Annotated in this window: 18 protein-coding genes; 12 read left to right on the top strand and 6 right to left on the bottom strand. The window is 71.2% G+C overall.

Going from position 1 to position 15,021, the window contains the following annotated elements; genetic code table 11:
• The first annotated feature begins 114 nt into the window (after positions 1-114).
• The 12 genes from K8F61_RS09250 to K8F61_RS09195 all read left to right on the top strand — a co-directional run bounded on the left by K8F61_RS09250 (position 115) and on the right by K8F61_RS09195 (position 8,833).
• Entirely contained in the window at positions 115-441 is a 327-nt protein-coding gene (locus K8F61_RS09250) for a hypothetical protein (protein WP_418888081.1), read from the top strand.
• 134 nt (positions 442-575) lie between these two features.
• The gene (paaA, locus tag K8F61_RS09245) at positions 576-1,553 is read left to right on the top strand and encodes a 1,2-phenylacetyl-CoA epoxidase subunit PaaA (protein WP_219085174.1); all 978 of its coding nucleotides are present in this window, start codon (positions 576-578) and stop codon (positions 1,551-1,553) included.
• On the top strand, positions 1,550-1,867 hold the full coding sequence (paaB, locus tag K8F61_RS09240) for a 1,2-phenylacetyl-CoA epoxidase subunit PaaB (protein WP_231821440.1): 318 nt from the start codon (positions 1,550-1,552) through the stop codon (positions 1,865-1,867). The genes paaA and paaB overlap by 4 nt, the downstream gene beginning before the upstream one ends.
• Complete coding sequence (gene paaC / locus K8F61_RS09235; RefSeq protein WP_231821439.1) at positions 1,864-2,724, top strand: 1,2-phenylacetyl-CoA epoxidase subunit PaaC; 861 nt, start codon at positions 1,864-1,866, stop codon at positions 2,722-2,724. The genes paaB and paaC overlap by 4 nt, the downstream gene beginning before the upstream one ends.
• Positions 2,721-3,212: a 1,2-phenylacetyl-CoA epoxidase subunit PaaD gene (gene paaD, locus K8F61_RS09230; RefSeq protein ID WP_271061577.1), complete on the top strand. Its 492-nt coding sequence runs from the start codon at positions 2,721-2,723 to the stop codon at positions 3,210-3,212. The genes paaC and paaD overlap by 4 nt, the downstream gene beginning before the upstream one ends.
• Positions 3,212-4,471 (top strand): 1,2-phenylacetyl-CoA epoxidase subunit PaaE, encoded by a 1,260-nt coding sequence (gene paaE, locus K8F61_RS09225; RefSeq protein ID WP_231821438.1) that lies wholly within the window; start codon positions 3,212-3,214, stop codon positions 4,469-4,471. The genes paaD and paaE overlap by 1 nt, the downstream gene beginning before the upstream one ends.
• A gap of 146 nt (positions 4,472-4,617) precedes the next feature.
• Positions 4,618-5,388 carry an enoyl-CoA hydratase/isomerase family protein gene (locus tag K8F61_RS09220; protein WP_231821437.1) on the top strand — a complete coding sequence of 257 codons (771 nt, stop codon included), beginning with the start codon at positions 4,618-4,620 and terminating at the stop codon, positions 5,386-5,388.
• A gap of 77 nt (positions 5,389-5,465) precedes the next feature.
• Complete coding sequence (locus K8F61_RS09215; RefSeq protein WP_231821436.1) at positions 5,466-6,263, top strand: sulfite exporter TauE/SafE family protein; 798 nt, start codon at positions 5,466-5,468, stop codon at positions 6,261-6,263.
• Positions 6,264-6,366: 103 nt separating this feature from the next.
• On the top strand, positions 6,367-6,834 hold the full coding sequence (locus tag K8F61_RS09210; protein WP_067243289.1) for an FAS1-like dehydratase domain-containing protein: 468 nt from the start codon (positions 6,367-6,369) through the stop codon (positions 6,832-6,834).
• Positions 6,831-7,253: a MaoC/PaaZ C-terminal domain-containing protein gene (locus K8F61_RS09205; protein WP_067243288.1), complete on the top strand. Its 423-nt coding sequence runs from the start codon at positions 6,831-6,833 to the stop codon at positions 7,251-7,253. The genes K8F61_RS09210 and K8F61_RS09205 overlap by 4 nt, the downstream gene beginning before the upstream one ends.
• 11 nt (positions 7,254-7,264) lie before the next feature.
• A complete protein-coding gene (locus K8F61_RS09200) occupies positions 7,265-8,404 on the top strand; it encodes a UDP-N-acetylmuramate dehydrogenase (RefSeq protein WP_231821536.1) in 1,140 nt (379 codons plus the stop codon).
• A 33-nt stretch (positions 8,405-8,437) separates the two neighbouring features.
• On the top strand, positions 8,438-8,833 hold the full coding sequence (locus tag K8F61_RS09195; RefSeq protein ID WP_231821435.1) for a VOC family protein: 396 nt from the start codon (positions 8,438-8,440) through the stop codon (positions 8,831-8,833).
• A 124-nt stretch (positions 8,834-8,957) separates the two neighbouring features.
• On the opposite strand, the gene K8F61_RS09190 is transcribed toward K8F61_RS09195, so the two are convergent.
• From K8F61_RS09190 to aceB, 6 genes are all read right to left on the bottom strand, one after another.
• Positions 8,958-10,157 (bottom strand): pyridoxal phosphate-dependent aminotransferase, encoded by a 1,200-nt coding sequence (locus tag K8F61_RS09190; RefSeq protein ID WP_231821434.1) that lies wholly within the window; start codon positions 10,155-10,157, stop codon positions 8,958-8,960.
• Between the two features lie 33 nt (positions 10,158-10,190).
• Entirely contained in the window at positions 10,191-10,610 is a 420-nt protein-coding gene (locus tag K8F61_RS09185) for a YccF domain-containing protein (RefSeq protein WP_219085180.1), read from the bottom strand.
• 122 nt (positions 10,611-10,732) lie between these two features.
• Positions 10,733-12,097, bottom strand: a complete 1,365-nt coding sequence (locus K8F61_RS09180; protein ID WP_231821433.1) for an LCP family glycopolymer transferase — start codon at positions 12,095-12,097, stop codon at positions 10,733-10,735.
• Between the two features lie 96 nt (positions 12,098-12,193).
• Positions 12,194-12,646 carry a hypothetical protein gene (locus tag K8F61_RS09175; RefSeq protein ID WP_231821432.1) on the bottom strand — a complete coding sequence of 151 codons (453 nt, stop codon included), beginning with the start codon at positions 12,644-12,646 and terminating at the stop codon, positions 12,194-12,196.
• 79 nt (positions 12,647-12,725) lie between these two features.
• Complete coding sequence (gene rraA, locus K8F61_RS09170) at positions 12,726-13,193, bottom strand: ribonuclease E activity regulator RraA (RefSeq protein WP_231821431.1); 468 nt, start codon at positions 13,191-13,193, stop codon at positions 12,726-12,728.
• A gap of 116 nt (positions 13,194-13,309) precedes the next feature.
• On the bottom strand, positions 13,310-15,001 hold the full coding sequence (gene aceB, locus K8F61_RS09165; protein ID WP_231821430.1) for a malate synthase A: 1,692 nt from the start codon (positions 14,999-15,001) through the stop codon (positions 13,310-13,312).
• Positions 15,002-15,021 lie beyond the last annotated feature (20 nt).

Genomic DNA, 15,021 nt, shown 5'->3' with positions numbered 1-15,021 from the left:
CACACCGGGGAGCGGGAGCGAGCTGTGCACAGACCACGTCCCACCGCGGCGGTGCGTCCGGACGGGGCGATACCGTCTCTGGCGTGGCGTCGGATTGCGCGCCAGAATGGGGGCGTGTACATGTCGATCGAGATCCTCGCGACGATGATCACCGGGCTGGGGCTCGTGGTGACCCTCGGGTCCTCGATGTTCGTCGGCTTCGCCTGGATGCTCCGCCGGATCGACGGCGTGGAGGCCCGTCTCTCGCGTCGGATCGATGACGTGGAGGAGAAGCTGTCGCATCGGATCGATCAGGTCTACGCGGAGCTGTCGCATCGGATCGACGGCGTGGAGGAGAAGCTGTCGCGCCGGATCGATGACGTGCAGGCCGAGCTCGTCGACGTCAAGGTCTCGGTGGCGCGCTGGGAGGGGCCGCGGCCGCAGTTGCAGACGCGCCGCTGAGTCCGAGCGGGACGGGCGTCGAGTCGTGGTCGCCGCCGTCGTGACGGCATGTCGTCCCGTCTGCCATCGCCACGGACGAGGGTGTGTGTCATAATTACTGTACGATCGTTAGGTAATTCCTGGAGGAGTCGATGATGACGACCCGGACCGAGCGCGACGCACCGCCGGTCGACGCGGAGCAGCAGGCGCTCTTCGACGCGCTCATCGCCGACGAGCAGCGGATCGAGCCGCGCGACTGGATGCCCGACGCCTACCGCAGGACGTTGATCCGCCAGATCTCCCAGCATGCGCACTCCGAGATCATCGGCATGCAGCCCGAGGGCAATTGGATCACCCGCGCACCGAGCCTCAAGCGCAAGGCGATCCTGCTCGCCAAGGTTCAGGACGAGGCCGGGCACGGTCTGTACCTCTACTCCGCTGCGCAGACCCTCGGGATCACCCGGGAGGAGATGACGCGGCAGCTCATCGACGGCGAGGCGAAGTACTCCTCGATCTTCAACTACCCGACCCCGACCTGGGCGGACATGGGGGCGATCGGATGGCTGGTCGACGGCGCGGCCATCTGCAACCAGGTGCCGCTGTGCCGCGCGTCCTACGGACCGTACGGGCGTGCCATGGTCCGCATCTGCAAGGAGGAGTCGTTCCACCAGCGTCAAGGGTTCGAGATCCTCCTCACGCTGATGCAGGGCACGCCGGCGCAGCGGCGGATGGCCCAGGACGCGGTGAACCGCTGGTACTGGCCCAGCCTGGCGATGTTCGGGCCGCCCGACGATCAGTCGCCGAATTCGGCGCAGTCGATGGCGTGGAAGATCAAGCGGTTCTCGAACGACGAGCTGCGCCAGCGCTTCGTGGCCATGCTCGTGCCGCAGGCGGAGGTCCTCGGCGTGACGCTTCCGGACCCCGACCTGCGTTGGGATCCGGAGACCGAGCGGTACGAGATGGGCGAGATCGACTGGGACGACTTCTTCGCGGTGCTGCGCGGACACGGGCCGTGCAATGCCGAGCGGCTGCAGCGGCGGCGGGATGCGCACGAGGACGGCGCCTGGGTGCGTGAGGCCGCGGCGGAGTACGCCCGCAAGCGCGCGGCACAAGAGCAGGCGGAGGCGGCATGAGCATGCCCGACGCATCGATCCACGGGCACGACGCGGAGGAGTGGCCCCTCTTCGAGGTGTTCGTCCGCGCCAGCCGGGGGCTGAGTCACGTGCACGTCGGCTCCCTGCACGCGCCCGACGCCGAGATGGCCGTGCGCAACGCGAGGGATCTCTACACCCGGCGCAACGAAGGGACCTCCCTCTGGGTGGTCCCGGCCGCGGCGATCACGGCGAGCGATCCGGACGCGAAGGACGCCTTCTTCGAGAGCCCTGCCGGGAAGAACTACCGCCACGCCGTGTACTACACCGCCTCCGAGGGGGTGCCGCACCTGTGAGCGCCGGATCGTCGCGGCCGCCGGAAGGCCCGCACGGGGACGTCACGGTCGACGAGCTCCCGCTCTCGGCCGAGTTCGCCGGGGAGGAGAGCCGTGCCCCGTCGGCGGACGTGGCCGAGTATGCCCTCCGGCTGGGAGACGATGCGTTGATCCTCAGCCAGCAGCTGGCCGGCTGGGTCACCCGTGCGCCGGAGCTGGAAGAGGACGTGGCGCTCGCGAACATCGCGCTCGACCTGCTCGGCCACGCCCGGTCTCTGCTGCGCTACGCCGGGAGCTGGGACGGGCGCAGCGAGGACGACCTCGCGTACTTCCGGGATGAGGCGGAGTTCCGCAGCGCGTGGCTCGTGGAACAGCCCAACGGCGACTTCGCTCACACGATCGCACGCCAGCTGATCGCCGCGGCGTACTTCGTCGAGCTCTACGGAGCCCTCCGCGAGAGCACGGACGCGATGCTCGCCGCCGTGGCCGAGAAGGCCCGCAAAGAGGTGGACTATCACCGCGACCACGCCGTCCAGTGGGTGCTGCGCCTGGCGGGGGGAACGGAGCAGTCACGCCGACGGATGGTCCGGGGGCTCGGCGACATGCTTCCCTATGCGGCCGAGCTGTTCCGAGACGACCCGCTCACCGATCGACTCTCGGCGCCGCGCGCGGGAGTCGCTGTGCGTCCGTCTTCTCTGCGCCCGGGATACGACGCGGTGATCGCGGCGGTCCTGAGCGAGGCGGGGCTCGACGACGCCCTGCCGGTGGTCGCGGAGGCGGCGGGAGGCGGACGCCGGGGATCCCACGCGCCGCACCTCGGGCATCTCCTCGCGGAGATGCAGGTGCTCGCCCGGCAGCATCCGGGGGCGTCGTGGTGACCGTCGAGGAGCGCGCCTGGGAGGTCGCGGCAGCGGTGCCGGACCCCGAGGTCCCCGTGCTGACGATCGAGGATCTCGGTGTGCTGCGGCGCATCCAGGTCGACGACGGTCGGGTGCGCGTGGACATCACGCCGACGTACAGCGGCTGTCCTGCGATGGACGCGATCCGCGACGACCTGATCCTGGCGCTGACGCACGCGGGGTTCGGCGACGTCGACGTGCGCCTCGTGCTCTCGCCGGCGTGGACGACCGACTGGATGACCGCTGCCGGTCGGCGAAAGCTGACCGAATACGGGATCGCGCCGCCGTCGGGTTCCGCTGCGGCGACCCGCGGGAGCGGACCGGTTCCGGTCGTCCTGCGCGTGCGTTGTCCGAGGTGCGGATCGCCGGAGACCCACGAGGTGTCCCGCTTCGGGTCGACCTCGTGCAAGGCGCTCTACGAGTGCCGCTCGTGCGGAGAGCCCTTCGACCACTTCAAGGCGTTCTGATGACGAGCCTGTGGACACCGGCGCCCCCGAGCACCGCACCCGCGGCCGATGCCGAGCGCGTCGCCGGTGCACTGCTGCGGGGACTGGTGGGCGGCTCGGCCGATCGCGCAGCGGAGGCAGCGGACGGCGACGAGCCGCGGCGTCGTCCGCGTGCCCGGTTCCACCGGCTGACCGTGGCGTCCATCCGCCCGCTCACGACGGACGCCATCGAGGTGACGTTCGCCGTCCCGCCCGTGCTGACCGGCGAGTTCGACTACCTCGCCGGGCAGCATGTGGCCCTGCGGACGCGGATCGACGGCCAGGAGGTGCGCCGCTCCTATTCGCTCTGCCGAGCCCCGGAGGTTCACGGAGGGGCGTCGGGAAGCGGCGGCTCGCGCATCAGCGTGGCGATCAAGCGGGACCGCGGCGGGCGGTTCTCCACGTGGGCGCACAGCGCGCTGCGTCCGGGGCAGGAGATCGACGTGATGAGCCCGCAGGGCACGTTCACGTCGTCACTCGCGGATCTCGACGGCGCCCGCATCGCCGGGATCGCTGCCGGCTCCGGGATCACGCCGCTCATGGCGCTCGCCGCCTCTGTCCTCGCGCGATCCGACAGCGCCCGCTTCGACCTCGTCTACACCAACCGCCGCGCCACGGACGTTATGTTCCTGGACGACCTCGCCGATCTGAAGGACCGCTTTCCGACGCGGTTCGCCGTTCACCACGTCCTCACGCGCGAACAGCGCAGCGCGCCGCTTCTGTCCGGGCGGATCGACGAGGAGCGGCTGCGCGGCATCCTGGATCGGCTGATCCCTCCGAGCTCCGTGGACGAGTGGTTCCTGTGCGGGCCGTTCGATCTCGTCCAGCTCTGTCGCGACGTGCTCGCCGACAGCGGAGTGGACCGTCGGCACGTGCGCTACGAACTGTTCACGACGGGAGAGCCCGGCCAGGAGCGGCCGGAGGGCGGACGCCCGGTCGAGGCGCTCGAGGACGAGCCGGCGCGCACGATCGCGTTCACGCTCGACGGCCAGTCCGGGTCCGTCGAGACGCCCGTCTCCGCGGACGAGTCGATCCTGAACGCCGCCCTGCGGGTGCGGCCGGACGTGCCGTACGCCTGCGCGGGCGGGGTGTGCGGCACGTGCCGGGCGCGGCTGGTCGAGGGGTCCGTCACGATGACCGAGAACTACGCGCTGGAGAAGGAAGAGCTCGACCGCGGCTACGTGTTGACGTGCCAGTCGCACCCGACCTCCGATCGCGTCGTCGTCGACTACGACGTGTGAGGTGCGATCCATGTGCGTCGAGACCCCTCCTTCCCGCCGAGACCCCCTTGCGCGGACGTGATTCAGAGGGGGTATCGACGAGGAGAGGGGGTTTCGACCGACGCAGACGGGGTGGGAGCGGGAGATGAGAGAGAGAGGAGAGGACCGTGATCGACCTGCGGATCGACGGGGGCGTCGCCCACGTCACGCTCGACAACCCGTCGACCCTCAACGCGCTCGACGAAGGGGCGCTGCGTGACCTCGACAGCGCCTACGCCGAGGCGGCGAATGCCGGGGTGCGGGCGCTCGTCCTGCGCGGCGAGGGGAGGGCGTTCTGCGCGGGGCGGGACATCTCCCGTGTGGACCCGGCCGAGGACGATGTGGCCGCCTTTCTGGACGGCCTTGTGACGCCGCTGCTGGAGCGGATGTCCGCATTCCCCGCGCCGACCTTCGCCGCGGCGCACGGCGCCTGCCTCGGCGTGGGGCTGGGGCTCCTGATCGCGACGGACGTCGTGTACGTGGCCGAATCGGCGAAGATCGGCTCCCCGTTCGCAGCTCTCGGCGCGGTCCTGGACTCGGGCGGTCACGCGCTCTTCTACGAGCGACTCGGCGCGCACCGGACGCTGGACCTGATCTACACGGGTCGGTTGATGAGCGGCGCCGAGGCGGTGCAGGCGGGGGTGTTCTCCCGCGTGCTGCCCGACGGGGAGGTGCAGGCGGCGACCCGTGCCGCGGCCGAGAGGGCGGCGACCGGGGCGACGGCGGCCTTCCTCGCCAGCAAGCGGCTGGTGGCGGCGCTCCGGGACCAGCGACGGGGGCTGTGGGATTCGATGCGGCAGGAGAACACGGCGCAGGCCGCGCTCCGTGACACCGCCGACTACCGCGAGGGCTTCGCGGCGTTTCAGCAGAAGCGACCACCGGTGTTCCGCGGGGAGTGATCCGTCCGCGCGTGGGCGACGCCCGGGCATAGGCTGGTCGATGCTGCCCGCCGACCGCGCGGGGGACGGGAGAAGACGTGGGCGAGGTCGTCGAGCGCATCCGGGGGCCACGCGCCTACGCGTCCTTCATCGGGATCGGCCTGGCCGCGGGGCTGCTCTCCGGGCTCTTCGGAGTCGGCGGGGGAACGGTCATCGTGCCCCTGCTCGTGCTGCTGCTCGGGTTCGACCAGCGCCTCGCCGCGGGCACGTCGCTGGCGGCGATCGTTCCGACCGCGACGGTGGGAGTCGTCTCCTATGCCGTCTCCGGCTCCGTCGCGTGGGTGCCGGCTCTGCTGCTGGCCGCCGGCGCGGTCGTCGGCGCCCAGATCGGCACCCGTCTCCTTCCCCGGATCTCGCAGACGGCGCTGCGCTGGTTCTTCGTCGGCTTCCTCGTCGTCGTGATCGTCAGCCTGTTCCTCGTCATCCCGTCCCGTGACGCGGCGCTGGAGCTCACCTGGGCGACGGGACCACTGCTGGTGCTCGTGGGGCTGCTCACGGGTGTCATGGCCGGCCTGATCGGCGTCGGCGGTGGTGTCATCGTCGTCCCGGTGCTCATGCTCGGTTTCGGCACGAGCGACCTGATCGCGAAGGGCACGTCGCTGCTGATGATGATCCCCACCGCCGTCTCGGGGACGATCGGCAACGTCCGCCACCGGAACGTCGACCTGCTCGCCGCCGGGCTGATCGGCCTCGCCGCCTGCACGACGACGGCTCTCGGCGCGTGGCTCGCGACGCTCATCGATCCCTTCGCCGGCAACATGCTGTTCGCGGCATACCTCGTGGTGATCGGCGTGCAGATGGCGCTCAAGGCGATCCGCGGCCGCAAGAAGGGCTGAACGGGGCGCCGGATCGGATGGTCGAGCGAGGACGTCGCGGAGTGAGGCTTTCGCACGGTGCGGCCGCGGAACGGGGCCCGGGCCCGCTGGGTAGGATCGGAGGGTGCCTGTGAACCCCGAACTGGTGGGACGCGCGTTCCCGCCGACCACGCCGTATCTCGTCGGGCGGGAGAAGGTGCGCGAGTTCGCCCGCGCCGTCTTCGCCGACGCCCCCCAGCACACGGACGTCGAGGCCGCCCGCGCGCTCGGCTTCGCGGACGTCGTCGCCCCGCCGACGTTCGCGATGGTCATCCAGGACCTGACCCTGCAGCAGCTGCTGTCCGCTCCGGACTCCGGCATCGTCCTGGCCCGCACGATCCACGCCGAGCAGCGCTTCGCCTACACCCGGCCGATCGTGGCGGGTGACGAGCTGACGGCGCAGCTGCGCATCACCGGCATCCGGCCGATGGGGACCGCGGCGATGGTCACGAGTGAGGCCGAGATCACGGACGCCGACGGCGCGCACGTCGTGACGGCGACGAGCGTGCTGCTGATCGGATCCGACGAGGAGAAGACGGAGGCCGCGGCATGACCGCCCAGACGTTCGAGGTCGGCACGGTCGTCGCCGAGCGCTCCGTGCACCTCACCCGGGACTCGCTCGTGCGCTATGCGGGCGCTTCCGGTGACTTCAACCCGATCCACTACCGCGACGACGTCGCGGCGGAGGTGGGACTGCCCGGCGTCCTCGCCCACGGCATGCTCACCATGGGGATCGCCTCCTCCGTGGTGGTCGCGGCCCTGCCCGGCGCCGCACGGGTGGTGGACTACGGCGTGCGTTTCGCACGACCGGTCGTGGTGGACCCGGTCACCGGCGCAGAGTTGACCGTCACCGCGAAGGTGGGAGCGGCGGACGAATCCGCCGTGCGCATCGACCTCACGGTCAAGCACGGAGACACGACGGTGCTCGTCAAGGCCCAGCTCCGCGTCGCGGCGGACTCGCTCGGACGATGACGGACGCCCTCGTGCCGGAGACCTCCCCGATCCGCCTCGCCGAGCTGACGACGCTCCAGACCGGTGCCGCGCCCGCCCGCATGGTCGACGCGTCCACTGCCGATGAGATCGTGGCGGTGCTGCGGAACGTCTGGTCCCGCGGAGACGAGTGGTTCGTGCTCGGCGGCGGCTCCAACCTGTTCGCCGGGGACGAGCCGTTCGACGGCACCGTCGTCCGGATCCGCTCTACGGGGATCGAGCGGCTTCCCTCGCCGCACCCCGGCCGCGTCCGGCTGCGCGTGCAGGCCGGCCACGATTGGGACGCCCTCGTCGCCGAGACGGTCGCGCAGGGACTCGCCGGGATCGAGGCGATGTCGGGCATTCCGGGCACGGTCGGCGCGGCGCCGGTGCAGAACGTGGGCGCGTACGGACAGGAGATCCAGGAGACGCTGGTCGAGGTCGAGCTGATCGACGAGTCCACCGGCGAGGTGTCCGTCGTCCCGGCCGCCGAGCTCGGGCTCGGGTTCCGCACTTCCGTCCTCAAGCACCACTATGGCTCGGTGCCGCGGCGCCGAGCGGTGATCCTCTCGGTGACCCTCGACCTCGCGGAGGTCGGTCCCGCGGGGCGCGTGGTGCGCGGCGAGCAGCTCCGGCGCGCGCTGGGGCTCGAGGGGGAGGAGCCGGTCCCGCTGAGCTGGGTGCGCGAGCGCATCCTGGCCACCCGCGCGGCGAAGGGCATGATCTTCGATCCGGAGGATCCCGACACGCACGGGGCCGGGTCCTTCTTCCAGAACGCGATCGTCTCCGAGTCGTTCGCGCGGACCCTTCCCGCCGAGTGCCCCCGGTGGCCGGTGTCCCCCGACCTCGACACCGTCACGGTCATCCCGCTGGACTCCTACGACGGCATCGTGCCCCCGCCCCGCGCCGACGTGTCCTCCGACGTGAAGGTCAGCGCGGCATGGCTGATCGAGAACGCCGGCATTCGCAAGGGCTTCCGGCTGCCGCGGTCTCGCGCCGGCGTCTCGACCAAGCACGCCCTTGCGCTGACGAACCGCGGCGGGGCGACGGCGGGGGAGATCGCGGAGCTGGCGCGGTTCATCCAGGGCCGCGTGCACGCCGAGTTCGGGCTGCTGCTGCAGCCGGAGCCGGTGCTCGTCGACGTCGAGCTGTAGCCGGCGGCTCAGCCACCGCGTAGGCTCGCCCGCATGACCGCACCCGCTCCGTACCTGCTCTTCCCCGGCAACGCGGCCGAGGCCCTGGAGTTCTACCGGAGCGTGTTCGGCGGCGAGCTGATGACGTTCACGTATGCCGAGGGCGGCCGCAGCGATGGTCCGGGAGACGCGATCGCGCACGGAGAGCTGCACGGCCCCGTCGCCGTGTCCGGTGCCGACGCCGGCGCCGACCAGGACGGCGTCCAGATGAGCGGGATGTTCCTCGCGCTGCTGGGCACCGCCGAGCCCGAGACGCTCACCCGCTGGTACGAGGACCTCGCTGTCGGCGGGCGAATCATCGATCCGCTGCAGAAGCGTCCTTGGGGGGACCACGACGGGTCGGTCGCGGATCGATACGGCGTACGCTGGCTGATCGGCTTCCGCGGCTGACCCTTCCGAGCCCTCCTCCCGCCCCGGGGCGCCGAGACCCCCTCGCAACGCCGAGACCCCCTCACACCCGCGTGGGTGAGAGGGGGTCTCGGTGGCGAGAGGGGGTCTCGGTAAACCCGTCCGCTCAGGAGAACAGACGCTGGAGACGCTGCACGCCCTCCAGGAGGGCGTCGTCGCCGAGCGCGTACGACATGCGGATGTACCCCGAGGGCCCGAACGCCTCGCCCGGGACGACGGCGACCTCGGCCTGCTCCAGGATGAGGTCGGCGAGCTCCAGCGAGGTCGTCGGGGTGACGCCGCCCCAGGAGCGGCCGAGCAGTCCCTGGACGTCCGGATACACGTAGAACGCGCCGTGCGGGTCGGGCACGACCAGCCCCTCGATCTTGGACAGCTCGGAGACGATCAGTCGCCGGCGGCGGTCGAAGGCCTCGCGCATCTGCTCGGCCTCGGTCTGCGGACCGGTGAGGGCCGCGATCGCCGCCTTCTGCGCGACGTTGTTCACGTTGCTCGAGAGGTGCGACTGCAGGTTGCCGGCGATCTTGATCGCGTCGGCGGGACCGACCATCCAGCCCACGCGCCATCCGGTCATCGCGTACGTCTTCGCCACGCCGTTGACGAGGATCGTCTGCCCCGCGACCTCGGGGACGGCCTGCACGACCGAGGTGGCCTGGACGCCGTCGTAGGTGAGGTTCTGGTAGATCTCGTCGCTGATGATCCAGATGCCGTGCTCGAGCGCCCACTCGGCGATCGCGCGCGTCTCCTCGGCGGTGTAGACCGAGCCGGTCGGGTTGGACGGGGAGACGAACACGAGCACCGTCGTGCGCTCGGTGCGGGCGGCCTCGAGCTGGGCGACCGAGACCTTGTAGTCCTGGTCGGCACCGGCGAAGACCTCCACCGGCACTCCGTCGGCGAGACGGATGGCCTCCGGGTACGTCGTCCAGTACGGCGCCGGCAGCAGCACCTCGTCGCCGGGGTTCACAACGGTCTGGAACGACTGGTAGACGGACTGCTTCCCGCCGTTCGTGACGATGACCTGGCTCGGAGAGACCTCGAGCCCGGAGTCGCGCAGCGTCTTGGCGGCGATGGCCTCGCGCAGCGCCGGCAGGCCCGCGGCGGGCGTGTACCGGTAGTTCGCCGGGTCGGCGAGGGCCTCGGCGGCCGCGTCCACGATGAACTGCGGTGTGGCGAAGTCGGGCTCGCCCGCGGCATACGAGATGACGGGCTTACCCTCGGCCTTGAGGGACTTGGCCTTCGCGTCCACCTTGAGCGTGGCGGACTCGGCGATGGCGGAGAGCTTGCGGGAGAGAGGCGCGCGTTCGGTCACACGGGAAAGCGTACCCGGGCGCCCTGCGCCGGGTCATCCCCGTGTCGAGGAGCCTCCGAGCGTGCGGTCGAACGCGCCGTCCCGGGTCGAGACGATGTCCTTGCCGAGCGGCATGAGCGAGATCGGGACCATCTTGAAGTCCGCGATCGCCATCGGGATGCCGATGATCGTGATGCACAGCGCGATCCCCGAGACGATGTGCCCGAGCGCCAGCCACCATCCGGCCAGGATCACCCAGATCACGTTGCCGAGGAACGAGCCGACGCCCGCGGTGGGCTTGGCGACGATCGTGCGGCCGAAGGGCCAGATCACGTAGCGCGCGGTGCGGAAGGAGGCGATCGCCCACGGGATCGTGATGATCGGGATGCACAGCAGGACCCCGGCGAGCACGTAGGCGAGGAAGAGGCCCACGCCGGCGAAGACCAGCCAGATGATGTTGAGCAGCGTGCGCATGCTCCCATTCTCCCCGCCCGCCGCCGCACGGACGCCGAGTGGTCAGTTTCTGTGGGTTCGCGGGCTCTCAACCCACAGAAGCTGACCACTCGACGACGGGCGGCGGAGCGGACGACGCGGGATCAGGCGTTTCCGCCCGAGCAGGTGAGCTCGCCGGGCGTCGTGCCGGTGATCGAGGGCGGAAGCTCCAGACGGCCGTCCACGACCGCGCCGGGCGTCGGCACCGGTGGCTCGACCGCGTTCGGGTCGACCGGGGCGTTCGGGTCGACCGGCGCGTTCGGATCGACGGGGGCGTTCGGGTCGACCGGCGCGTTGGGGTCGGCCGGGGCGTTCGGGTCGGGCACGAGCTCGGCCCCGCCCACGGGCGAGACGTCCCCCGTGATCCGCAGCGGCTGGTTGGCGGCGATCGCGGCCCAGAGGATCTCCGCGGAGTCCTCGTCGGGAACGACACGGTTCGGATCGGACGGGTCCGTGAAGGTCGGGTACTGCAGGAACACGTAGTCGTCGAAGGGCACGCTCTTCAGCGCGAGCGCCATCCGGACCAGGAGCACGGGGTCCTGCAGGGTGTCGCTGGTGACGACGTTGTCCGTGACCACGGTGGCCATCCGCAGCAGCTTCGCGGGGTCGCCGAGCACCTCGTCGCTGACCACCTTGCGCGCCAGACGCGACATGTACTGCTGCTGGTTGGAGATGCGCCCGAGGTCGCTCTCGTCGCCGACGCCGTGGCGGGTCCGCAGGAACTGCAGCGCGTCCAGCCCCTGGATCACGCGGTTGCCGGGCTCCCATTCCAGGCTCGTGTGCTCGTCGCTGATCCCGGTGCCGCCGATGCAGACCTCGACCCCGCCGATCGCATCGGTGATCTGGATGACGTCGTCGAAGCCGAGCTTCGCCGCGTAGCCGACCGTGATCCCCGCCAGATCGCCGAGGGTCTTCGCCACGCAGGGCAGCCCACCGGTCGCGAACGCCGTGTTGATCTGCGCACGCCACATCGGCGAGGTCTCGTCGCCGTTGTCGTCCGTGCACGCGGGGATGGAGATCATGAGGTCGCGGGGGAAGGAGACGACCGTGACGCGGCGGGGCGCATCGGAGACGTGCACCAGCAGGTTGACGTCGTTGAGCGGCACGTCGCTCTCGGGATCGGCGCACCGGTCGCCGAACAGCGGCGTGGTGATCGGCCCGCACTCGTCGATACCCGTGATCACGACGTCGAAGCTGCCGCTGTAGGCGCCGATGCCGGGCGGCTGGGCGGGGACCACGGCGTCCTGCCCGAGGGACACGGTGTTCTCGGCGAGGCTCCCGGTCAGCTCGGAGAGGACGAAGGCACCGACGGCGAGGGCGGCGACGAGGACGGACGCGGCGCCGGCTCCGAGCACGGTGAGCAGCTGGCGGAGGACGCCGGGGGAGCGGAACGCGGCGTGGCGGGCGAGCGGGCGGCGATGACGACGGGTCACGGGCATCGCGTCCGCGGGCATCCGGCGGCGGGCCACGGCGATCGTTTCGGCATGAGTGCACGCTACCGGGTCGCGAGCCCGGGGCCTGGCAGCGGTGCGGCGGATTCCGGAAGAGGGAGTCGTGCCGGGGCGTCAGGCGAGGTGGCCCGGCGGCACCGCGCAGTAGTCGCCGAAGCGTCGGGTCGGGCGCCCGGGGTCGGTCAGATCCACGAGGGCGTCCGCCGCCGTGTGCGGCGGCTCGTCGCCGGCGAGCACCCAGATCGACTGGTGCCAGAGGCCCCGCGCCGACGGGATCAGCAGTCCGGCGTCGCCGGTCACGATGCGGACCGCGTCCACGCGGGAGGCCCGGTACGGCGCGACGACCTCGGTGCGCAGGGCGGCCTCGTCCTTGCCCGTGGCGTCGGAGACATCGGCCACGGCGTCGCGGCCGGCGAACGCCTCCGCCAGCCGTGTCGCGAACGCGGTCACCCGGTCGGCGTCGGCTCCGGCGACCGCGATCAGGCGTGCGCCGTGCGCCGAACGGGCCAGGAACTCGCCCACGAGGTCGTCGGCGACGGAGGGGACGGCGTCCGGGGAGTCACTCATGCCGCCAGCGTACGCCCGGGTCAACAGGCCGGGGGCCGCGGGGGCGGCCAGGCGAGCGCCGCGACCTCGGGCGGATCCCTCAGCGCTCGACGAGGATCCCGTCCTCGTCGGCGACGAGGCGCGCGCCCGGACGGAACACGACGCCGCCGAACGCGACCTCCACGTCGATCTCGCCGACGCCCTCCTTCGTGCTCTTGCGCGGGTTGGTGCCGAGGGCCTTCACCCCGAGCGGCAGCCGGGCGATGTCGGCGCTGTCGCGGATCGCGCCGTGGATGACGACGCCGGCCCACCCGTTCCTCACGGCGAGCCCGGCGATCATGTCTCCCATCAGGGCGCGGTCGAGGGATCCGCCGCCGTCCACGACCAGCACGGCGCCGTCGCCCGGCGTCTCCAGAACGGACTTCAGGACGACGTTGTCCTCGAAGCACCGCACTGTGCGGACGGGGCCGGAGAACGCCGCCCGTCCGCCGAACGAGCGCAGTTGCAGCGGGAGGGACTGCAGCGCTTCGCCGAGACGGTCGTAGAGGTCGGCGGTGGACTCGGTCATGTCGGCTCCTCGGGATCGCGCGATCGGCGCCGCGTCGTCGCGAGTGGTCAGTTTCTGTGGGTCGAACGGCGCCGAACCCGCAGAAACTGACCACTCGATGGAAGGGATCGAGGCGATCAGTCCGCCTCGGTCAGGTGCTTCGAGTATGCGCCCAGGGTGAGGAAGGCCGGGAACTCCTCGCGCAGCGCCACCTCGCGGAAGACCTCCGCGGCATCGTCGAACCGGTCCGCGGTGCGCGCGGCGGACGATCCCGTCGTGCCGGCGGCGCCCGTCGCGCCAGCGGAGTCGGCGCGGACCTCGGCGAGCACCTCCGCGATCAGCTTCTCGACGTACTCCACGGTGATGGCGGTGCCGTCCTCCGTCTCGCGATCCTGGTGGATCCACTGCCACACCTGCGACCGGGAGATCTCGGCGGTCGCCGCGTCCTCCATGAGGTTGTCGATCGCCACCGCTCCCTGACCGCGGAGCCATGCCTCCAGATAGCGGATCGCCACGGAGACGTTGTCGCGCACGCCCGCCGCGGTGATGGGGCGGCCGATGTGCACGTCCAGGAGGTCCTCCGCCCGCACCTGCACGTCGTCGCGCCGTCGATCGAGCTGGTTCGTGCGCTCGCCCAGCACGGCGTCGAACTCGGCCTGCGCGGTCGGGATCAGATCCGGGTGGGCGACCCAGGTGCCGTCGAACCCGTCCCCGGCCTCCCGCTTCTTGTCGGCGGCCACCTTCTCGATCGCACGGGCGGTGACCTCGGGGTCGCGCCGGTTCGGGATGAAGGCGCTCATGCCGCCGATCGCGTAGGCGCCGCGACGGTGGCACGTCTGCACGAGCAGCTCCGTGTACGCCCGCATGAACGGCACCGTCATCGTGACCTCGCTGCGATCCGGGAGCACGAACCGGGCCCCGCGCCCGCGGTAGTTCTTGATGATGGAGAAGATGTAGTCCCAGCGTCCGGCGTTCAGCCCTGCGCAGTGGTCGCGCAGCTCGAACAGGATCTCGTCCATCTCGAACGCGGCCGGCAGCGTCTCGATCAGCACCGTGGCGCGGATCGTGCCGTGCGGGATCCCGAGGTAGTCCTCGCTGAACGTGAACACGTCGTCCCAGAGCTTCGCCTCCTCGCTGGACTCCAGCTTGGCGAGGTAGAAGTAGGGGCCGCGCCCGGCGTCGATGAGCGCCTGCGCGTTGTGGAAGAAGTACAGGCCGAAGTCCACGAGGGATCCCGAGGCGGCCAGGGTCCGTCCGGTCCGGTCGGTGAACTCCAGGTGCTTCTCCACCAGGTGCCACCCGCGCGGGCGCATCACGATGGTCGGCGTCGTCTCCGCCGTGACGCGGTACTCCTTGCCCTCGGCGCTCGTGTGGGTGAGCTCCCCCCGGATCGCGTCGCGCAGCGACAACTGGCCGCCGATGACGTTGCGCCAGGTGGGGCTCGTCGCGTCTTCCTGGTCGGCCAGCCACACCTTCGCGCCGGAGTTCAGGGCGTTGATCGTCATCTTCGGATCGGTCGGGCCGGTGATCTCGACGCGACGGTCCTCGAGGCCCGGCCCGGCGCCGGCGACGCGCCAGTCGGCGTCCTCGCGGATGTGCGCCGTGTCGTCGCGGAAGCGCGGGTCGTGCCCGTTGCCGATCTCGAAGCGGCGGCGCATCCGGGCGGCGAGCCGGTCGTGACGCCGCCCGGCGAAGCGGTGGTGGAGCTCGGTGAGGAAGGCCAGCGCCTCGGGCGTCAGGATCTCGTCGAACCGGTCGTGGCGGGGTCCGGTGATCTCGATGGACGGTCCGGTGCTGCGGGTGGCGGTGGTGGGGGCGGTGATGCTCATGGTGGGAGTCCTGTTCTGTG

Source organism: Microbacterium resistens, assembly GCF_021172025.1.
Classification (GTDB): domain Bacteria; phylum Actinomycetota; class Actinomycetes; order Actinomycetales; family Microbacteriaceae; genus Microbacterium; species Microbacterium resistens.
The sequence above is the reverse complement of the archived record's forward strand: the minus strand, read 5'-3'. Positions and strand labels throughout refer to the sequence as shown.

Excerpts from the sequence above, each read along its gene's own strand:
- paaA (WP_219085174.1), top strand. The coding sequence starts at position 576 with ATGACGACCCGGACCGAGCGCGACGCACCGCCGGTCGACGCGGAGCAG.
- paaB (WP_231821440.1), top strand. The coding sequence starts at position 1,550 with ATGAGCATGCCCGACGCATCGATCCACGGGCACGACGCGGAGGAGTGG.
- paaE (WP_231821438.1), top strand. The coding sequence starts at position 3,212 with ATGACGAGCCTGTGGACACCGGCGCCCCCGAGCACCGCACCCGCGGCC.
- K8F61_RS09205 (WP_067243288.1), top strand. The coding sequence starts at position 6,831 with ATGACCGCCCAGACGTTCGAGGTCGGCACGGTCGTCGCCGAGCGCTCC.
- K8F61_RS09195 (WP_231821435.1), top strand. The coding sequence starts at position 8,438 with ATGACCGCACCCGCTCCGTACCTGCTCTTCCCCGGCAACGCGGCCGAG.
- K8F61_RS09185 (WP_219085180.1), bottom strand. The coding sequence starts at position 10,610 with ATGCGCACGCTGCTCAACATCATCTGGCTGGTCTTCGCCGGCGTGGGC.
- K8F61_RS09175 (WP_231821432.1), bottom strand. The coding sequence starts at position 12,646 with ATGAGTGACTCCCCGGACGCCGTCCCCTCCGTCGCCGACGACCTCGTG.
- rraA (WP_231821431.1), bottom strand. The coding sequence starts at position 13,193 with ATGACCGAGTCCACCGCCGACCTCTACGACCGTCTCGGCGAAGCGCTG.
- aceB (WP_231821430.1), bottom strand. The coding sequence starts at position 15,001 with ATGAGCATCACCGCCCCCACCACCGCCACCCGCAGCACCGGACCGTCC.